Annotated in this window: 13 protein-coding genes and 1 pseudogene; 11 read left to right on the top strand and 3 right to left on the bottom strand. The window is 72.3% G+C overall.

Going from position 1 to position 16,605, the window contains the following annotated elements:
- The first annotated feature begins 112 nt into the window (after positions 1-112).
- The 3 genes from IEZ17_RS24410 (at position 113) to IEZ17_RS24400 (ending at position 4,514) form a co-directional block, all read left to right on the top strand.
- The gene (locus tag IEZ17_RS24410; protein WP_189303541.1) at positions 113-664 is read left to right on the top strand and encodes a TetR/AcrR family transcriptional regulator; all 552 of its coding nucleotides are present in this window, start codon (positions 113-115) and stop codon (positions 662-664) included.
- Positions 661-2,289 carry an MFS transporter gene (locus IEZ17_RS24405; protein WP_189303539.1) on the top strand — a complete coding sequence of 543 codons (1,629 nt, stop codon included), beginning with the start codon at positions 661-663 and terminating at the stop codon, positions 2,287-2,289. Before IEZ17_RS24410 ends, IEZ17_RS24405 begins: the two co-directional genes overlap by 4 nt.
- 254 nt (positions 2,290-2,543) lie before the next feature.
- Positions 2,544-4,514, top strand: a complete 1,971-nt coding sequence (locus tag IEZ17_RS24400) for a bifunctional metallophosphatase/5'-nucleotidase (protein ID WP_189303538.1) — start codon at positions 2,544-2,546, stop codon at positions 4,512-4,514.
- Between the two features lie 83 nt (positions 4,515-4,597).
- Here IEZ17_RS24400 and IEZ17_RS24395 read toward each other — a convergent pair whose 3' ends face one another.
- A complete protein-coding gene (locus tag IEZ17_RS24395) occupies positions 4,598-5,266 on the bottom strand; it encodes a lysophospholipid acyltransferase family protein (RefSeq protein ID WP_043263557.1) in 669 nt (222 codons plus the stop codon).
- A 301-nt stretch (positions 5,267-5,567) separates the two neighbouring features.
- On the opposite strand from IEZ17_RS24395, the gene IEZ17_RS24390 reads away from it, so the two are divergent.
- Together IEZ17_RS24390 and IEZ17_RS24385 are read left to right on the top strand one after the other, a co-directional pair.
- Positions 5,568-6,758, top strand: coding sequence for a glycerophosphodiester phosphodiesterase (locus IEZ17_RS24390; RefSeq protein WP_189303536.1), 1,191 nt, complete (start codon positions 5,568-5,570; stop codon positions 6,756-6,758).
- Between the two features lie 204 nt (positions 6,759-6,962).
- Positions 6,963-7,448, top strand: coding sequence for a GNAT family N-acetyltransferase (locus IEZ17_RS24385; protein WP_189303534.1), 486 nt, complete (start codon positions 6,963-6,965; stop codon positions 7,446-7,448).
- A gap of 61 nt (positions 7,449-7,509) precedes the next feature.
- Here the strand turns inward: IEZ17_RS24385 and IEZ17_RS24380 are convergent, their stop codons facing one another.
- Together IEZ17_RS24380 and IEZ17_RS24375 are read right to left on the bottom strand one after the other, a co-directional pair.
- The gene (locus IEZ17_RS24380; protein WP_189303784.1) at positions 7,510-7,968 is read right to left on the bottom strand and encodes a hypothetical protein; all 459 of its coding nucleotides are present in this window, start codon (positions 7,966-7,968) and stop codon (positions 7,510-7,512) included.
- Positions 7,969-7,972: 4 nt separating this feature from the next.
- Positions 7,973-8,341 carry a hypothetical protein gene (locus IEZ17_RS24375; protein WP_189303532.1) on the bottom strand — a complete coding sequence of 123 codons (369 nt, stop codon included), beginning with the start codon at positions 8,339-8,341 and terminating at the stop codon, positions 7,973-7,975.
- 762 nt (positions 8,342-9,103) lie between these two features.
- Between IEZ17_RS24375 and IEZ17_RS24370 the strand changes: the two genes are divergently transcribed.
- The 6 genes and pseudogenes from IEZ17_RS24370 to IEZ17_RS24345 all read left to right on the top strand — a co-directional run.
- On the top strand, positions 9,104-10,165 hold the full coding sequence (locus IEZ17_RS24370; RefSeq protein WP_189303530.1) for a methionine ABC transporter ATP-binding protein: 1,062 nt from the start codon (positions 9,104-9,106) through the stop codon (positions 10,163-10,165).
- Entirely contained in the window at positions 10,162-10,896 is a 735-nt protein-coding gene (locus IEZ17_RS24365) for a methionine ABC transporter permease (RefSeq protein ID WP_189303528.1), read from the top strand. The genes IEZ17_RS24370 and IEZ17_RS24365 overlap by 4 nt, the downstream gene beginning before the upstream one ends.
- A gap of 103 nt (positions 10,897-10,999) precedes the next feature.
- The gene (locus IEZ17_RS24360; RefSeq protein WP_189303527.1) at positions 11,000-11,857 is read left to right on the top strand and encodes a MetQ/NlpA family ABC transporter substrate-binding protein; all 858 of its coding nucleotides are present in this window, start codon (positions 11,000-11,002) and stop codon (positions 11,855-11,857) included.
- 597 nt (positions 11,858-12,454) lie between these two features.
- Positions 12,455-13,090 carry a GNAT family N-acetyltransferase gene (locus IEZ17_RS24355; RefSeq protein ID WP_189303525.1) on the top strand — a complete coding sequence of 212 codons (636 nt, stop codon included), beginning with the start codon at positions 12,455-12,457 and terminating at the stop codon, positions 13,088-13,090.
- Between the two features lie 193 nt (positions 13,091-13,283).
- Positions 13,284-14,513 (top strand): precorrin-6y C5,15-methyltransferase (decarboxylating) subunit CbiE, encoded by a 1,230-nt coding sequence (gene cbiE / locus IEZ17_RS24350; protein ID WP_189303523.1) that lies wholly within the window; start codon positions 13,284-13,286, stop codon positions 14,511-14,513.
- A gap of 236 nt (positions 14,514-14,749) precedes the next feature.
- A pseudogene (locus tag IEZ17_RS24345) lies at positions 14,750-16,605 on the top strand (nicotinate-nucleotide--dimethylbenzimidazole phosphoribosyltransferase); the annotation flags it as partial.

Below are 16,605 nucleotides of genomic sequence, written 5' to 3'. Positions count from 1 at the left end.
GGGCCTCCGGCGCATCCGCAGCTCCGCACCAGCTCCGCACCGCCGCGGGACGGGCCACGTGATCCCGGACGTGCGTGAGACATGTCTGTCTCATTCGGTTAGTCTGTGTCTCATGGCTGTGGATCGTGAAGAGGTACTCAAAGAAGCCGCCGCGCTGCTCACCCGCCGGTCGACGGCCTCGATGGACGAGATCGCCCGCGCCGCGGGCATCAGCCGGGCGACCCTGCACCGGCACTTCGCGGGCCGGGACGCGCTGATCCGGGCCCTGGAGGAGCACGGGATCGAGCAGCTGGCGCAGGCGATGGACGCCGCCCGGCTCGACGACGGGGACGCCGCCGATGCGCTGCGCCGGCTGATCCGCGCAACCGAACCGGTCGCCGGCGTCCTCGCCTTCCTCTTCACCGAGAACCAGCTCTTCGAGGGCGGCGAGATCAACGCCGGCTGGGCCCGGCTCGACGCGCGGATCACCGCGCTGTTCCGCCGCGGCCAGGAAGAGGGCGACTTCCGCATCGACCTGAGCTCGGCCTGGCTGACCGAGGCGTTCTACGGCCTCATAGGGGCGGGCGCCTGGGCGGTGCACGAAGGGCGGGTCGCCCGCAACGACCTCAACCACTCGATCGCCGAGCTGCTGCTCGGCGGCATCCGACGGAGCATGGAGAAATGAGCGAGACCGTAGCGTCAGGACGGGCCGGTTCGGCTCATGTGGACGACCAGCCCCGGCCGGGCCGCTGGCTCGCGCTCTCGGTCCTCGTCCTCGCCGTGCTGCTGGTCGGCGTCGACGCCACCGTCCTCGGCCTCGCCACCCCGTTCCTGAGCGAGGATCTGCGGCCGTCCGGAACCCAGTTGCTGTGGATCGGCGACATCTACTCGTTCGTCATCGCCGGTCTGCTGGTGTCCATGGGCAGCCTCGGCGACCGGATCGGCCGGAAGAAGCTGCTGCTGGTCGGCTCGGTCGCGTTCGGCGCGCTGTCGGTGGTCGCCGCGTACGCCACCACCCCGGAGATGATGATCGCCGCCCGGGCCCTCCAGGGTGTGGCCGGTGCGACGCTGATGCCGTCCACCCTCGCCCTGATCCGCAACCTCTTCCACGACCCCAAGGAACGCAGCCTGGCGATCGGCATCTGGGGTGCGATGGCCTCGGCGGGCACCGCCGTCGGGCCGGTCCTCGGCGGTTTCCTGCTGGGCCATTTCTGGTGGGGGTCGGTCTTCCTGATCAACCTTCCGGTGATGGCGCTGCTGGTGGTCGTCGGGGCGAAGGTGATCCCGGAGTCGCGCAATCCGGATCCCGGGCCGTGGGACGTTCCCAGCGTCCTGCTGTCGCTGGTGGGCATCGTCGCCGTGGTCTACGCCATCAAGGAGGCAGCGGTCCACGGCTTCCGCTGGGACATCGGGCTGGCGGCCGTCATCGGCGTCCTCGCGCTGATCTGGTTCGTCCGGCGCCAGCTCACCCTGGAATCGCCGCTGCTGAACATGAAGCTCTTTCAGCACCGCGGGTTCTCCGGTGCGGTGCTGGCGGACCTGCTGACCATCCTGGGGCTGTCCGGGCTGGTCTTCTTCCTCTCCCAGTTCCTCCAGATGGTGCAGTCGCGCACGCCGCTGAACGCCGGGCTCACCGAACTCCCGGCCGCGGTCGGCGCGGTGGGCGCCGGCCTGGCCGCGGGCTGGGTCGCCCGGCGGCTGACGGTACGCGTCGTGGTGGCCGGCGGCCTCGCCGTGGTCGGGCTCTCGCTCGCCGGGTGCATGACCCTGCACGGCGACACCGGCACCCTCGCGATGTCCGTCATCCTGTTCGTGGTGGGCGTCGGCGCGGGCTTCGCGTTCACCGTCACCGCCGATGTGATCCTCTCCAGCGTCCCGAAGGAGGAGGCGGGCGCCGCATCCGCGGTCTCCGAGACGGCGTACGAACTGGGCGCCGCGCTCGGCATCGCCCTGCTCGGCTCCATCGTCACCAGCATCTACCGCGGCTTCGGTACACCGGCCGGGGTGCCCGAGCACGCCGCCGACGCCGCCCGCGAGTCGCTCGGCGGCGCCTTCGAGGCGGCCGGCCAACTCCCCGCCGATCAGGGCGCCGCGCTGCTGAAGGCCGCTCAGGACTCGTTCGTCAACGGCGTGGACGCCGCCGCCGGGGTGGGCGCGGTGGTGCTGCTGGGCGCCGCGGTGGCCGCGTGGTTCCTGCTCCGCGGCCAGGAGCTGGCGGACAGCCCGGCCCCGGCGCAGCCCGCGCCGGACGCCCCCGCGCCGGTGACCGGATCCGGTTCCGCGGCATCCGGCCCGGCCGAACTCCCGTAGCACCCCGGACACCCGTAAGGGCGGACCCGGCAGGCGAACGAGGGACAGCGCCGGGCCCCCTGCCCCCGTGCAGGCGTGTCCGGTGGATCACGGCGGTGGCCACCCGCCATGATCCACGGGACACGCCCTCGGGGGCGACCGTCCCTCGCCGTTCATGCCCGGTATGCGTCTTCGTGGCCGGATGTCCCGCGCGGCTCGTTTGACTCTCCCGTCGTCCCCCCAACGGTCGGCCCCGCTCAGGAGAGTGACGCAGAGTGCGCGACATCGGACGACGGTCCTTCTTCACCGCTGCGGGGGCGATGGCCACCGCCAGCGCCATCGGCAGCAATGCCTACGCCACCGGCCACGCCCGGGACGCGGCCACCGCCAACGAGTACGTCGACGTCCAACTCCTCAACATCACCGATCTGCACGGCTATCTGCAAGGCGCGCCGGGCGCCAACTCCGTCATCACCGGCGCCGGCGGCAAGCGCTACACCGTCGGCGGCGTCGCCTACATGGCCGCCCACCTGGAGCGGCTGCGCGACGGCCGGCGCAACTCGATCTTCTTCGCCCCCGGAGACCTCTTCTCCGGCTGGGAGTTCGACGCCTCCTCCTTCGCCGACGAACCCACCATCGAGGCCCTCAACGCCATGGGCCTGGACTTCGCGTCGGCCGGCAACCACGAATTCGACAAGTCCGCGACGTTTCTGACGTCGCACATGGAACGCGGCGAGTCCTTCCGGGTCGTCGGCCGCGACGACTCCTTCACCGACTCCACCGGCCACCGCTTCCGCGGGGCGGACTTCCCGTACTACAGCGCCAACATGGTGTGGCACGAGAGCGGCAAGCGGGTGCTGCCGCCGTACAACATCGTGCACGTGGACGCCGGCCACGGCCGCAAGCTGCCGATCGGCTTCATCCACCTGACCGCCGTCGGCACCGAGTCCTTCCCCGGCTCCTACCAGCCGGGCCTGCGCACCCTGGACGAACTGGAGACCGCCAACCGCTGCGCCGCGGAGCTCAAGTCACGCGGCGTCAACGCGATCGTGCTCAGCATGCACGACGGCGCGGTGGCCGGCAGCGACTTCTCCAGCGGCAGCAACCCCTCGGGCCCGGCCTACGAGCTGGCGCTGCGCGCCTCCGCCGACATCGACGCCATCGTCACCGGCCACTGGCACTGCGCCTTCACGATGATGCTGCCCGACCCCAAGGGCGCACCCCGCCCGTTCGTCGAGGCCGGCTGCTACGGCCAGCTGATCAACGAGATCAATCTGCGGCTGGACCGCCGGACCGGCAAGGTCGTCCGCTCGCTGACCACCGCGGTCAACCACCCCAACACCCGCGATGTGGCGCCGCACAAGGAGTTGCAATCGATCGCCGACTACTGGGCGGGCTACGGTGCCCGGCGCGCCCGCACCCGGATCGGCACCCAGTCCGCCTCCTTCACCCGGCAGCGCAACGCGGCGGGGGAGTCCACGATGGGCAACCTCGTCGCCGACTGGGCGCTGTGGGCCGGCGGGCAGCCGCACGGTCCGATGGACGACCCCGCGGCCCACCGCAACGTCCCCGCCGAACTGGCCGTCATCGCGGTCGCACCCCGGGTCGGCTCCGCGATCATCTCCGCCGACCTGGTACGTGACGAGGAGTCAGACGGCGTCATCACCTTCGGGCAGGCGTGGAACGCGGTCGGCTTCGGCGACCCGATCATGACGGTCACCGTCACCGGACGGCAGATCCACGACGCCCTGGAGGAGCAGTGGGCACCCGCCGCCGGCGGCGGCCTGGCCTTCGCCCCGCTGGCCGTCTCCGGCAACGTCCGCTACACCTTCGACGCCGCGGGAAAGGTCGGCCGCCGGATCGACCCCGCCGAGGTCTTCATCAACGACAAGGCCCTCGACCGGGCACGCACCTACCGCCTGGCCGCCCCCTCCTACACCCTCATCAACCAGGACGGCTTCAGCGCCTTCACCGGATTCACCCAACCCGTCCGGCACACCCGCGACTTCGAGAGCTTCGTCACCTTCATCCGCACCAAGAAGCACCTGGAGCCCGCCCCGCTGAGCCGGGTCTCGGTCAGGAACGCCCATGTCCCCGGCGCCCGCACCGGCATCGTCGCCGTGGAGCAGCAGCTCCTCCAGGTGGTCGGCGGCAACATCCCGCGGCCCGAAGCGGCACTGCGGGCGGCGCTGACCGGCGGCGCCGAGGGCCAGCGCGCCCCCGGCGGCTTCCGGGTGCCCTGCTGACCGGCGCGCCCTGCCGACCGGCCGGACGACGCACCGGGCCCCATCCCGCGGTATCAGGATGGGGCCCGGTGCGTCGTCCGGGGTCAGGCGGCCCTGGCCTTGGTGGCGTAGATGTCGACGTACTCCTGGCCGGACAGCTCCATGACGTCGCTCATCACCTCGTCGGTGACCGCCCGCAGCACATAGCGGTCGCGGTCCATGCCGTCGTACCGCGAGAAGTCCAGCGCCTCACCGAAGCGCACCGTCACCGGGGCGATGTGCGGACGGCCCTTGCCGCCGGGCTGCACCTTGTCCGTACCGATCATGGCGAACGGGACGACCGGGGCGCCGGTCATCAGGGCGAGCCGGGCGATGCCCGTACGGCCGCGGTACAGCCGGCCGTCGGGGGAGCGGGTGCCCTCCGGGTAGATGCCGAAGGCGTGGCCCTCCTCCAGGACCCGGCGGCCGGTCATCAGCGCCGCGACCCCGCCGTGCCCGCCGTCGCGGTCCACGGGGATCATCCCGGCGGTGGTGAAGAACCAGGCCATCAGACGGCCCTTGACGCCCTTGCCGGTGACGTACTCGTCCTTGCCGATGAAGAACACCGGGCGCTTGACCACCAGGCTCAGGAACAGCGAGTCGATGAACGTGACGTGGTTACCGGCCAGGATCACCGGGCCGGTCTCCGGAATGCGCTCGATGCCCTCGACCTTCGGGCGGAACAGGACACGCATCATCAGTCCGAGAATCGCCTTCAGCACAATGCGGGACAACGGGTCCTCCGGGTCGTGGCTGGACAGGTCAAGGGGACGCAGAACTCTGCCGCCCAGGACCATACTCGCGGGTTACCCCCGCTTGCACATCGGGTTCACCAGGCCGATACGCAGAGTTGACGTGCGTTACTTCCATGTTCCCTCCGGTATCTCCGGACGTCTCCCCGGCATCACCCGTCCGTGCCTACGATCGGGGTGGTCCCGGACGGTGCACGAGACGCCGTGCGGGACGCCCTTGTAGGGCTGACCACCCCGAAATGTCCGGTACGGCACCGGACATCGCAGAGCGAGGAGCACGGGAATGCAGAAGCGGCAGCAGCCGGGACGACGGACGGTGCTGGGAGCGGCGGCCCTGGGGGCGGGCGCGGCGGTGTTCGCCGCCGCCGGGCAGGCCGACGCGGCAGACCGGACGAACCCGGCGGGCCGGACCCCGGCGGGCCCGACCCCTACGGGCACCGCAGGCCGGCCGCGGCAACTGCCCGTCCCGTTCGTCATCGGCCACCGCGGCGCCAGCGGCTACCGCCCGGAGCACACCTTCGGCTCCTACCAACTCGCCCTCGACATGGGCGCGGACGTCATCGAGGCCGGTGACCTCGTCCCCACCAAGGACGGACACCTGGTCTGCCGGCACGAGCCGGACATCTCCGCCACCACCGATGTTGCCGACCACCGAGAGTTCGCCGGCCGCAAGGCCACCAAGACCGTGGACGGCAAGAAGATCACCGGCTGGTTCACCGAGGACTTCACGCTCGCCGAGCTGAAGACCCTGCGCGCCAAGGAGCGCATCCCCGACGTCCGTCAGCACAACACCCTGTACAACGGGCACTGGGAGATAGCCACCTTCGAAGAGGTCCTCCAGTGGGCCGAGCGCGAGGGGCGCCGCCGCGGACGCCCCGTGTGGATCTACCCCGAGACCAAGCACCCCACCTACTTCCGCAAGCTGGGCCTGGGCATCGAGGAGCCGCTCGCCAAGCTGCTGCGCCGGTACGGCCGGCACACCGCGCACGCCCCCAACTTGTTGCAGTCCTTCGAGCCCAGCAGTCTCCGGCGGCTCAGCGAACTGGGCGTGAAGTGCCCGAAGGTCGTCCTGCTCGACGAGCCGTCCGTCAGGCCGTGGGACTTCGTCGAGTCCGGCGACCCGCGCACCACCGCCGACCTCCTCAAGCCCGAGGGGCTCAAGTGGATCGCCGGCTTCGCCCAGGGCATCGGCCCCTGGCTGCCGCAGATCATCGCGCAGGACGACAAGGGCAGGCTCGGCAAGCCCACCACCCTCGTCCGCGACGCGCACGCCGCGGGGCTGTTCCTCACCCCGTACACCGTGCGGAACGAGAACAACTTCCTGCCGCTGGACTTCCGGGTCGGCGGGAACCCGGGCGATTACGGCAACTCGCTCGCGTATTTCAAGGCGCTCTACGCGACCGGTATCGACGGCCTGTTCTCCGACAACCCGGACACTGCGGTGCTGGCCGCCGAGGAGTTCCGCCGGCACTGACCGCCCGCGCGTCGCGGACCGGCGCCATGCCGTCCCATCCGCCCCCGTACTCATCTGAGTTGGGAATGTCACAGGGGAGCTTGGCGCCGGTCCGTTCCGCTTGTCCCGATTGCCTGCGCAGAATGCTCGCGCCGGAGATTGCCGCGCCTGATTTGCGGGGACTCCGGAAGCGAGCAGCGAACCGAAAAGGGGAGGCAAACGCGCATGGGCACGAGCGTGACCATCTCTGCGGCGACCGACGACGACGCCGAACAGATCCTCAAACTCCAGTACCTCTGCTACCAGACGGAGGCCGCGCTCTACGACGACTACGCCATCGAGCCGCTGACCCAGACGCTGCACGCCCTGCGCGCCGAACTCGGCGAGGGCTGCGTGATGGTGGCCAGACTCGGACAGGAGGTGGTCGGATCGGTCCGCGGCACGGTCGACGCCGACGGCACCGCGAAGATCGCCAAACTGATCGTGCATCCGCGCCTCCAGCGGCACGGTCTCGGTGGGCGGTTGCTGGCCGCCGTCGAGGAACGGCTGGCCGCCGAGCGGTCCGCCAAGCGCTACCGCCTCTTCACCGGCCACCGCAGCGACGGCAACCTCCGGCTCTACCGCAGCCACGGTTACGCGCCGGTGGGCACCGAGCAGCGGACCGGCCGGCTGAGCGTGGTCACGCTGGAGAAGGAGCTCGCCGGAGCGTAGGACGCCGGGACGGGCCCGCGCCGACGGCGGGCCCGTACCTCCGACGCGGCTGCCGCGCCGCTCAGGCCGCCGCTTTCGCGCGGGCCCGGCGCAGCCAGATCAGACCGGTGACCGGCAGGATGACCGGGATGAAGAGGTAGCCCATCCCGTAGTCCGACCAGACCGTGGCGTCCGGGAACGCGGCCCGGTCGACCAGCGTCCAGGTGCCGATACCGAACACCCCGAGCAGCTCCAGCCCGCAGCAGACGATGGCCGCCCTGCGGGCGCCCTCGCCGCCCCGCACCAGCGAGAACGTGATGAACCCGTACACCACGGCGGAGACCGCCGAGAGGCCGTACGCCAGCGGGGCCCGGTCGAACTGGGCGATCAGCTGGTAGATCGAGCGGGACGCGGCGGCCACGGTGAAGATCCCGTAGAGCGTGACCAGCAGCCGTCCCGGGCCGGTGCCCAGCGACACCTTCCCGGCCGGCGCCGCCCCCGTGGTGTCCTTCGCCGCGGCGCTCGCGGTGGTCTCGGGCACTGCCTCAGGCACTGCCGCCTCCCCAGATGTCGAACAGTCTCACTTCCAGTACGGCCAGCACCACGGCGCCCGCCGCGACGGTGGCCGAACCCCACCGGGTGCGCTCCGAGAGCGACATGAACCCGGTCGCCGGTACGCAGGCGGCGGCCCCGAGCAGATACGCCACGAACAGCGCGGTGCCCTTGTCCGGCGACTGCCCGCGCGCCAACTGCACGAAGGCGATGACCAGTTGGACGATGCAGAGCAGCGACACGACGGCCATGCCGATGAAGTGCCAGTCCTTGGTGGGCTGGTCGCGGTAGGCCGCGAGGCCGCACCAGACGGCCAGGGCGAGAGCGGCCACGCCGAGCGCGATCGTCAGCGCGTCGATCACCGGGACCTCCGGGCGACGCGCTCGCGCGCCATGGGGTTGTGGGGCATGGGGCGATGCTAATCGGCGGCCCGCGGAGCGCCGCGCCCGACCCCACCGGGGCACGTACGCGGGGGAAGCGTGAAGATCCCGGCCGATGCGGGCGTCTCGGGCGAGAGCGGCCTTCCGGGCGGTTCCGGCGGCACCAGGAGGCGGGGGAGTGCGGGCGGGGCCTCCGCGGAGCGCTGCGGCCCGGCCGGGCCGTACCCGGCGGGGCGGGCACCGTGGCGTTGGCCACAGCCCGCCCCGCGGCGGGTCGGGAGCCGGATGCCGTCGCCCCGGGGCCACCGGCGGCATCCGCGCAGGCCACGGGCGCCCCGGCCGGGACCGGTGGCGTGGAGCGCGGCGCCGTCCACGGTGCGGTCAGTCGTGTCCGATATACGGACTGGCTTGAAGGGCTCGCACCGCTGTCTGGTTTACTGGCCGCCATGACCACGACGAGCTACCGCACCCCTGCGACCGAGGCGTTCACCGCGCCCGGTGCTCGTTGCATGTGTCGAATGTGTGACCGCTGAGGGCCCCCGCCTGAGCCTCGCGCCCCGAAGCGAGACCTGTCGCCATGCGCCGTACGTCGCCCCATAGACGCCCCCGGCCGCCCCGCGTCACCGGAACCCGGAGCCGGGCCCCGCGCCCGCCGCCGCTCCCCGTTCCCCTCTGCCGCACTCGCAAGAATGCCCCGTGCCCGGCGGGCGAGCCGCCGAGCACTCGACAGTGACGGAATTCCCTGTGATCACCACAACGGGCCTGACCAAGGTCTACCGTTCAGGAGACCGTGAGGTCACCGCCCTGGACGGCGTCGATCTGCACGTCCGCGAAGGCGAGGTGTACGGCGTCATCGGCCAGAGCGGCGCCGGCAAATCCACCCTCATCCGCTGCCTGAACCTCCTGGAGCGACCCACCTCCGGCACGGTCACCGTGGCCGGCCAGGACCTCACGGCGCTGGCCGGCAACCAGAAGCGCGCCAACGCCGCACTGCGCGCCGCGCGCAGCCACATCGGCATGGTCTTCCAGCACTTCAACCTGCTGTCCTCGCGCACCGTCCAGGACAACGTCGAACTGCCCCTGGAAATCCTCAAGGTCGACCGCCGCGAGCGCTCCAGGAAGGCCCTGGAACTGCTGGACCTGGTCGGCCTCGCCGACAAGGCCGCGGCGTACCCGGCGCAGCTCTCCGGCGGCCAGAAGCAGCGCGTCGGCATCGCCCGGGCGCTGGCCGGCGACCCCAAGGTGCTGCTCTCCGACGAGGCCACCAGCGCCCTGGACCCGGAGACCACCCGCTCCATCCTCCAGCTGCTGCGCGACCTCAACCGCCAGCTCGGCCTGACCATCGTCCTCATCACGCACGAAATGGACGTCGTCAAGACCATCTGCGACTCCGCCGCACTGATGAAGAACGGCCGCGTCGTCGAGCAGGGCACCGTCGCCGAACTCCTCGCCACCCCCGGCTCCGAACTGGCCCGGGAGCTCTTCCCGGTCGGCGGCGAGCCCTCGGCCGAGGACCGTACGGTCGTCGACATCACCTTCCACGGCGAGGCCGCCACCCGCCCCGTGGTGTCCGAACTCGCGCGCACCTACAACGTCGACATCTCGATCCTCGGCGCCGCCATGGACACCGTCGGCGGCAAGCAGATCGGCCGGATGCGGATAGAACTCCCCGGCCGCTTCGAGGACAACGTCGTCCCCATCGGCTTCCTGCGCGAGCAGGGTCTCCAGGTGGACGTCGCCGGCGACGCCGAGACCGACGCCGCCGGCACCACCGCCGCCCCGCTCCACAAGGAAGGCGCCAAGTGAGCTGGAACGACATGCAGCCGCTGCTGTACGACAACACGCTCGACACCCTCTTCATGGTGTGGTGGTCGACGTTCTACGCGGTGCTCATCGGCATCCCCGTAGGCGTACTGCTGCATCTGACCGACCGCGGCGCCATGCTCCAGAACGTCGTGGTGAACAAGGTCCTCGGCGCGATCGTCAACATCGGGCGGTCCTTCCCGTTCCTGATCCTGATCGTGGTGCTGATCCCCTTCACCCGGCTCGTCGTCGGCGTCTCCATCGGCCCGACCGGCGCGGTCGTCCCGCTGGCCATCGCCGCCATCCCGTTCTTCGCCCGCCTCGTCGAGGCCGCCCTGCGCGAGGTCGACCACGGCCTGGTCGAAGCCGCCCAGGCGATGGGCGGCGGCACCTGGACCATCGTCTTCAAGGTGCTGCTCCCGCAGGCACTGCCCGCGCTGATCGCGGCCGTCACCACCACCGTCATCACGCTGATCGGCTACTCCGCGATCGCCGGCGCGGTCGGCGGCGGTGGACTGGGCAACCTCGCCTACACCTACGGCTACCAGCAGTACGAGACCTCGCTGATGATCACCACCGTCGTGGAGCTGATCGTCCTCGTCACCCTCGTCCAACTGCTCGGCGACCTGATCGTCCGCCGGCTCGCCCGCCGCGGTGGCCGCACCTCTGCCGCACGCGTCGGACTGCGCCGCGTACGGACCGAGGAGCCGGCCGCCGCCACCGAGGCCGCCTGACCCCCGAACCCCCCCCCGCGTCACCCGCACCCCGAAGCCCGGACCCTTTGCCGGGCGTACCCCACACGGGAACCCCCGTGTGCACAAGAAAGAGGCACTCTTCGTGCGTAACACCATCAAGATCACCGTGGCCATAGCCGCCGCCTCCGCGGTCGCCCTCGGCGCGAGCGCGTGCAGCGCCCCGTCCGACACCACCGCGAGCAGCGACAAGAGCGACAAGAACGCCCCCCTGGTGATCGCGGCCAGCCCCACCCCGCACGCCACGATCCTCGACTACGTCAAGGACAAGCTGGCGCCGCAGGTGGGCCTCAAGCTCGTCGTCAAGCCGTTCAACGACTACAAGATCCCCAACAAGGTCACCGACGACGGCCAGGTCGACGCCAACTTCTTCCAGCACAAGCCGTTCCTGGACACCTTCAACAAGGAGAACGGCACCCACATCGTCCCGGTCGTGAACGTCGAGATCGAGCCGCTCGGCATCTACTCCAAGAAGATCCACAAGCTCTCCGACCTCAAGGCCGGTTCCACCGTCTCGGTCCCCAACGACCCCTCCAACGAGGGCCGTGCGCTCAAGCTGCTCGCCGACAACGGCGTGATCACCCTCAAGCCCGGTGTCGGCTCCGACGCCAAGCTGACCGACGTCAAGGACAACAAGGGCGTCAAGATCACCGAGCTGGAGGCCGCGCAGACCGCGCCGCGCATCGACGACGTCGACGCCGCCGTCATCAACGGCAACTTCGCCGTAGGCGCCCACCTCAAGCCGTCCACCGACGCGCTGGCCCTGGAGAAGGCGAAGGGCAACCCCTACGCCAACTTCCTCGCCGTCAAGAAGGGCAACGAGAACGACCCGCGGATCAAGAAGCTCGCCAAGCTCCTCAACTCCGACGAGGTCAAGAAGTTCATCGAGGACAAGTACAAGGACGGCTCGGTCATCCCGGCCTTCGGCCCTGTCAAGAGCTGAGGCCGGCCCGTCAGGAGCCGAGGCGCCGACGGGCGCGGGGTGAAGGGGCGGTGTCCACGTGGACACGGGCGCTGTCCTCTTTTCCCCGCCGCCCACCCGTACCTGTTGTTTTTTCCCCGCCGCCCACCCCCCTTCGGGGGGTGGGCGGGTGTAGTGAGCGGCGGTAGCCGTAGCCGTAGCCCCAAGCCGTAGCCGTGGAAGCAGACGTGGCCCGCGGGCAGGCAGTCCTACCCGCCGGCAGTCCCACCCGCGGGCAGTCCCAGCAGCCCGGCGGCGGCCGGGCAGCCCCCAGCGGTGGCCACGGCGCGTCGGCCAGGCGGCATTGGCCAAGGGTAGTCACGGCGCTGGCGAAGCGGGCGGTCCCCGCAGCGGCGGAGGTGCAGCCGCGGCTGCACCCAGGGCCGGCGAACGGGGACGGTTACGGGGTCGGCCATGGGGACGGCCAGGGACGTGCCCGCGGGCCCGGGCGCGTGGCACGCCCGTGGGCGGATGCTGCATGCTGGTGCATTCAAGACGGTCAGGACGGCCCGCGACCTCACGGAGAAAACGGCCCGTGACGTCCCGGAACACCCCAGTCAACGGCGTTGGAGCATCGGCATGACATCCACCCTTCCGGACATCTCCCTCAGCACGGACCGGTTGGTGCTGCGCCCCTTCGAAGAGGCCGACGTACCCGCCCTCGCCGAGATGATGTCCGACGAGCTGGTCACCGCCTGGACCGCGCTGCCGCACCCGTACACCCTCGCCGACGCCCGCGCCTGGGCCACCGGCAAGGCCGCCGCGGTACGCACCGCGGGCCGCGGTATCGCCCTGGCCGTCACCGAGTTCCTCACCCAGCGCCTGGTCGGCGCCATCGTCCTCGACCACACCGACTGGCGGCTCCGCAGCGCCGAGATCCGCTACGTCACCGCCCCTTGGGCCCGCGGCGAGGGCTACGCCTCGGAATCGGTGCTCGCCGTCGCGCAATGGCTCTTCCGCGACCTGGGATTCGAACGCATCGAGCTGCGCACCGCCGCCGACAACACCGCCGCCCAGCAGGTCGCCCAGAAGATCGGCTGCATCAGCGAGGGCGTGCTGCGCAACGCATGGATAGCCCGCAGCCGCACGGAAGACGGCGGCTGGACGGACATCCGGACGGACCTCATCGTATGGAGCCTGCTGCCCGAGGACCTCGACGGCCTCCCCGGCCGGATGGCCGACGCGAACGGCTTCGCCTACCCCGAGTGGAACTGACCACGCGCCCCGCCGGTCCGTCCGCATCGGGGTACCCTCGGCCTGCTGAGACATCCGCGCACACCGCGCCGACCAGCACGGAACCGTACCGACCAGCACCCCGGCCCCCCGTCGCACCACCACCCGCAGGCGGCCCCCGCCCGCAGCCCAGCCCCCGTCCGCGCACCCCACCAGCCCCAGGAGACTGACGAGCATGGCCGACCGGGTCACGGTGATCGGATGGGACGGCTCCCCGCTGACCGCCGCCGCCCGCTCCGCCCTCGGCGCCGCGACGCTGGTGGCCGGAGCCGCGCACCATCTCGCGCTCCCCGAAGTCCCGCCCGGCGCCGAGCGGATCCGCCTCGGCAGCGTCACACTGGCCGCCCGCCGCATCGCCCGGCACCGCGGCACCGCCGTCGTACTCGCCGACGGCGACCCCGGCTTCTTCGGCGTGGTACGCACCCTGCGGGCCCCCGAGTACGGCCTGGAGGTCGAGGTGGTTCCGGCCGTCTCCTCCGTCGCCGCCGCCTTCGCCCGGGCCGGAATGCCCTGGGACGACGCCCAGATCGTCGTCGCCCACAGCCGTGATCTGCGCCGCGCGGTCAACGTCTGCCGCGCCCACCCCAAGGTCGCGGTGCTCACCTCGCCCGGTGCCGGCCCCGCCGAACTCGCCCTGTTGCTGGGCGGCGTCCACCGCACCTTCGTCATCTGCGAGGACCTGGGCACCGAACGCGAGCGGGTGACGGTCCTCACATCGGACAAGGTCGCCGACCACGTATGGCGCGACCCCAATGTCGTCATCGTCGTCGGCGGGTCGCCCGCCGGTGCCGCCGCCCAGGGCACCGGCTGGATCGCCGGCACCCCCGGCGGCGAAGCGGGCCATCCGACCGGCCCGCGCGGCTGGGGACTTCCCGACCGTGCGTACGGCGGGGCGCTCGGCGAGGGCGAGTCCGTCCAGCTGCGCACCGCCCAACTCGCCCGCCTCGGGCCGCGGGTGGGCGACCTGGTGTGGGACATCGGCTGCGGCAGCGGCGCCGCTGCCGCGGAGGCCGCGCGCTTCGGTGCCGCCGTCATCGCGGTCGACGCCGACCCGGACGCCTGCGGGCGCACCACCGCCATCGCCCGCCGCCTCGGCGTCCAACTCCAGGTCGTCCACGGCCGCGCGCCGCAGATCCTGGAGGACCTGCCGGAGCCCGACGTGGTGCGCATCGGCGCCGGGGGAGTGGACGTGGTCACCGCCTGCGCGGCCCGCCGTCCCGAACGGATCGTCACCCACGCCGCGACCCGCGACGAGGCCGAGGCGCTCGGCCGGGCGCTCGCCGACGGCGGGTACGAAGTCGAGTGCGCCCTCCTCCAGTCAGTAGAACTGGACACCTCCGTTTGGGTCGAACGTGAACGCTCTGTGGTGTTTTTGCTGAGCGGCTATCGCGTTCCTCACCCGTGACCTGCAAGGCCACGCGCGCGGGGTAGGCTGGCGGATCGTTGCGCCGCCGTTCCGCGTTCGGCTTCGTACGCCAATATCCGGAAAATGCCGTGGTTTTGGACGAAAATGAAGCACTTGAGGGCGGACGTGCCGGGAGGCGCGCTCGCTCGTTCTAGCTATCGGGGCGTCGGTGCGCACCGGTCGAGCGGGTCGCACGAGCGGTTGGAAGGAGCACTACCAATGGGCGAGGGGTACGCATGACCGACACCGGCCAGGTCCCGGGCGAGGGACAGCCGGAGAACGCAGGCGGACATCGCGGGCAGCCGCAGCCGGCCGTTCCTTCCCCTGCCGACGCCGGCCCGACGCAGCAGCCGGGCGCCTACCCCTACCTCGACGCGGCCGACACCGTCCCCGAGGACGACGACCTGCTGCTGATGCCGGGCGCCCAGGGCGCCTGGAGCGAGCAGCCGGCCCAGCAGGTGCCGCAGGCCGCCCAGCCGCTGCCGCAGCCGCACTCCGTACCCCAGCAGGGCGGGCCGTTCGACGCGGCTGCCGCCCAGCAGGCCGCCGGTTACGAGCCGATGCCCGCACCGGTCGCCGAGCACCCACCGGTCGGCGACCACGAGAGCGGCGGTCGCGACTCCGGTTCCGTCGACCTCGGCGCCGTCCGCATCCCCCAGCCCGCCACGCCCCAGCCGCAGGCACGCGCGCGCGGCGCCGCCCAGCCCGCCGCCGCACCGCGCCGTCCGCTCCACATGGGCCCGCCCGTCCCGGAAGCGACCGGCGGCGTGGTCCGTTCGCTGGCCGACCGCGGCCCGGCCGAGACGCCCCAGGCCGCGGCCCGGCAGTCCGCCCAGGTGGCCGGCGGCCCCGAGTACCTCGACGTACCGGCCGAGGCCCCGGAGGCCCGGGCCGGCGAACCGGCGCCGGGCGCCGTGGCGGTGGAAGACCGGCCCGTTGACGCCGGGTCGGCTCAGCCGTATCCGGAGCAGGCCGGCTCCGTGGACGCCGGGTACGCGCCGCCCGCGGGTGCCCCGGCCTACGTCCAGCAGCCCTACGACGGCCAGTTGCACGCCGAGCAGTCGTACGGGGCCGCCGGCCAGGGCCCGTTGCCCGGGCCGCAGCTGGGGGAGATTCCGTCCCAGGTCCCGGCGCAGGTGCAGCCGTGGGGCGAGGCGTCCGCGCAGGCGGTGTCGGTCCCCGTGGCGGAGGTCGCCGAGACACCGGGTGGCGCAGCAGGCGCCCCGGCGGCGCCGGTGCCCGCCGAGACCGCTGCGGTCGCCGAACAGGGCGCCGTACCGGCCGCCGAGCCGGCCCCGCAGCCCCAGCAGGCCGCGCCGGACGGCGCGTTGCCCGCGGACCAGCCGCAGGTCCAGGCCCAGCCGCAGGCTCCGACGCAGTCGGCGCCGGTGCCAGCCGTGGGTGTCGTGGCGGCCGATGCCGTGGCCGAGAGGACTGCGGCCGTGGTGGTGGATGCCGCCGGTGCCGCGGTCGTCACGGAGCTTGCCGGGCCGGTCGACGTCGCCGGTGCCGCCCCGGGCACGCCGGGCGAGGCCCCGGTCGAGGTGCCGGAGCAGCCGCAGCACCCGGTGGCGGAGGCCGTCGTTCCGGAGGCCACTGCTCCGGAAGCCCCTGCCCAGGACGCTGCCGTCCAGCAGGCTCCGGCCCAGGCCACCCCCGCCCCCGTCCAGGAAGTCCCCGCTCAGGGCGCCCCCGCAGCCGCCGTGCCGCCGCATCCGCAACCGGTAGCAACGGCTGACGCAGCGGCAGCAGCAACGGCAGCGGCAACAGCAGAGGCAGTGGCGCAGCCCGCGGACCGGGCCGAGTCGGCCGAGCGGCCCGAGGGTGCCGAGCAGGCTCCGCAGGACGCGCCGCAGCCCGCCGTCCAGCCGTCGGCCGCCGAGGAGGCCCAGGCCGCGGACGCGGCCCAGCCCGCGGCCGAACCCCGGCCCGCCGAGGCCGAGTCCGGCGAACCGGCCGCAGCCGCCCAGCCCGCCGAAGCGGCCCAGGCGGCACAGCCCCTGCCCGCCGCCGGGGCCCAGCAGCCCGCCGGGGCCCAGCCGGGCGCCCCCGAAGGCGAGCCGGGCCGCGCGGCGGCCCCGCAGGGCCCCAT

The organism is Streptomyces albospinus, from assembly GCF_014648695.1.
Lineage (GTDB): Bacteria > Actinomycetota > Actinomycetes > Streptomycetales > Streptomycetaceae > Streptomyces > Streptomyces albospinus.
The sequence above is the reverse complement of the archived record's forward strand: the minus strand, read 5'-3'. Positions and strand labels throughout refer to the sequence as shown.

What these genes read in the sequence shown, in the direction of transcription:
- IEZ17_RS24410 (WP_189303541.1), top strand. Translation starts at nt 113, where the DNA reads ATGGCTGTGGATCGTGAAGAGGTACTCAAAGAAGCCGCCGCGCTGCTC.
- IEZ17_RS24405 (WP_189303539.1), top strand. Translation starts at nt 661, where the DNA reads ATGAGCGAGACCGTAGCGTCAGGACGGGCCGGTTCGGCTCATGTGGAC.
- IEZ17_RS24390 (WP_189303536.1), top strand. Translation starts at nt 5,568, where the DNA reads ATGCAGAAGCGGCAGCAGCCGGGACGACGGACGGTGCTGGGAGCGGCG.
- IEZ17_RS24385 (WP_189303534.1), top strand. Translation starts at nt 6,963, where the DNA reads ATGGGCACGAGCGTGACCATCTCTGCGGCGACCGACGACGACGCCGAA.
- IEZ17_RS24355 (WP_189303525.1), top strand. Translation starts at nt 12,455, where the DNA reads ATGACATCCACCCTTCCGGACATCTCCCTCAGCACGGACCGGTTGGTG.
- cbiE (WP_189303523.1), top strand. Translation starts at nt 13,284, where the DNA reads ATGGCCGACCGGGTCACGGTGATCGGATGGGACGGCTCCCCGCTGACC.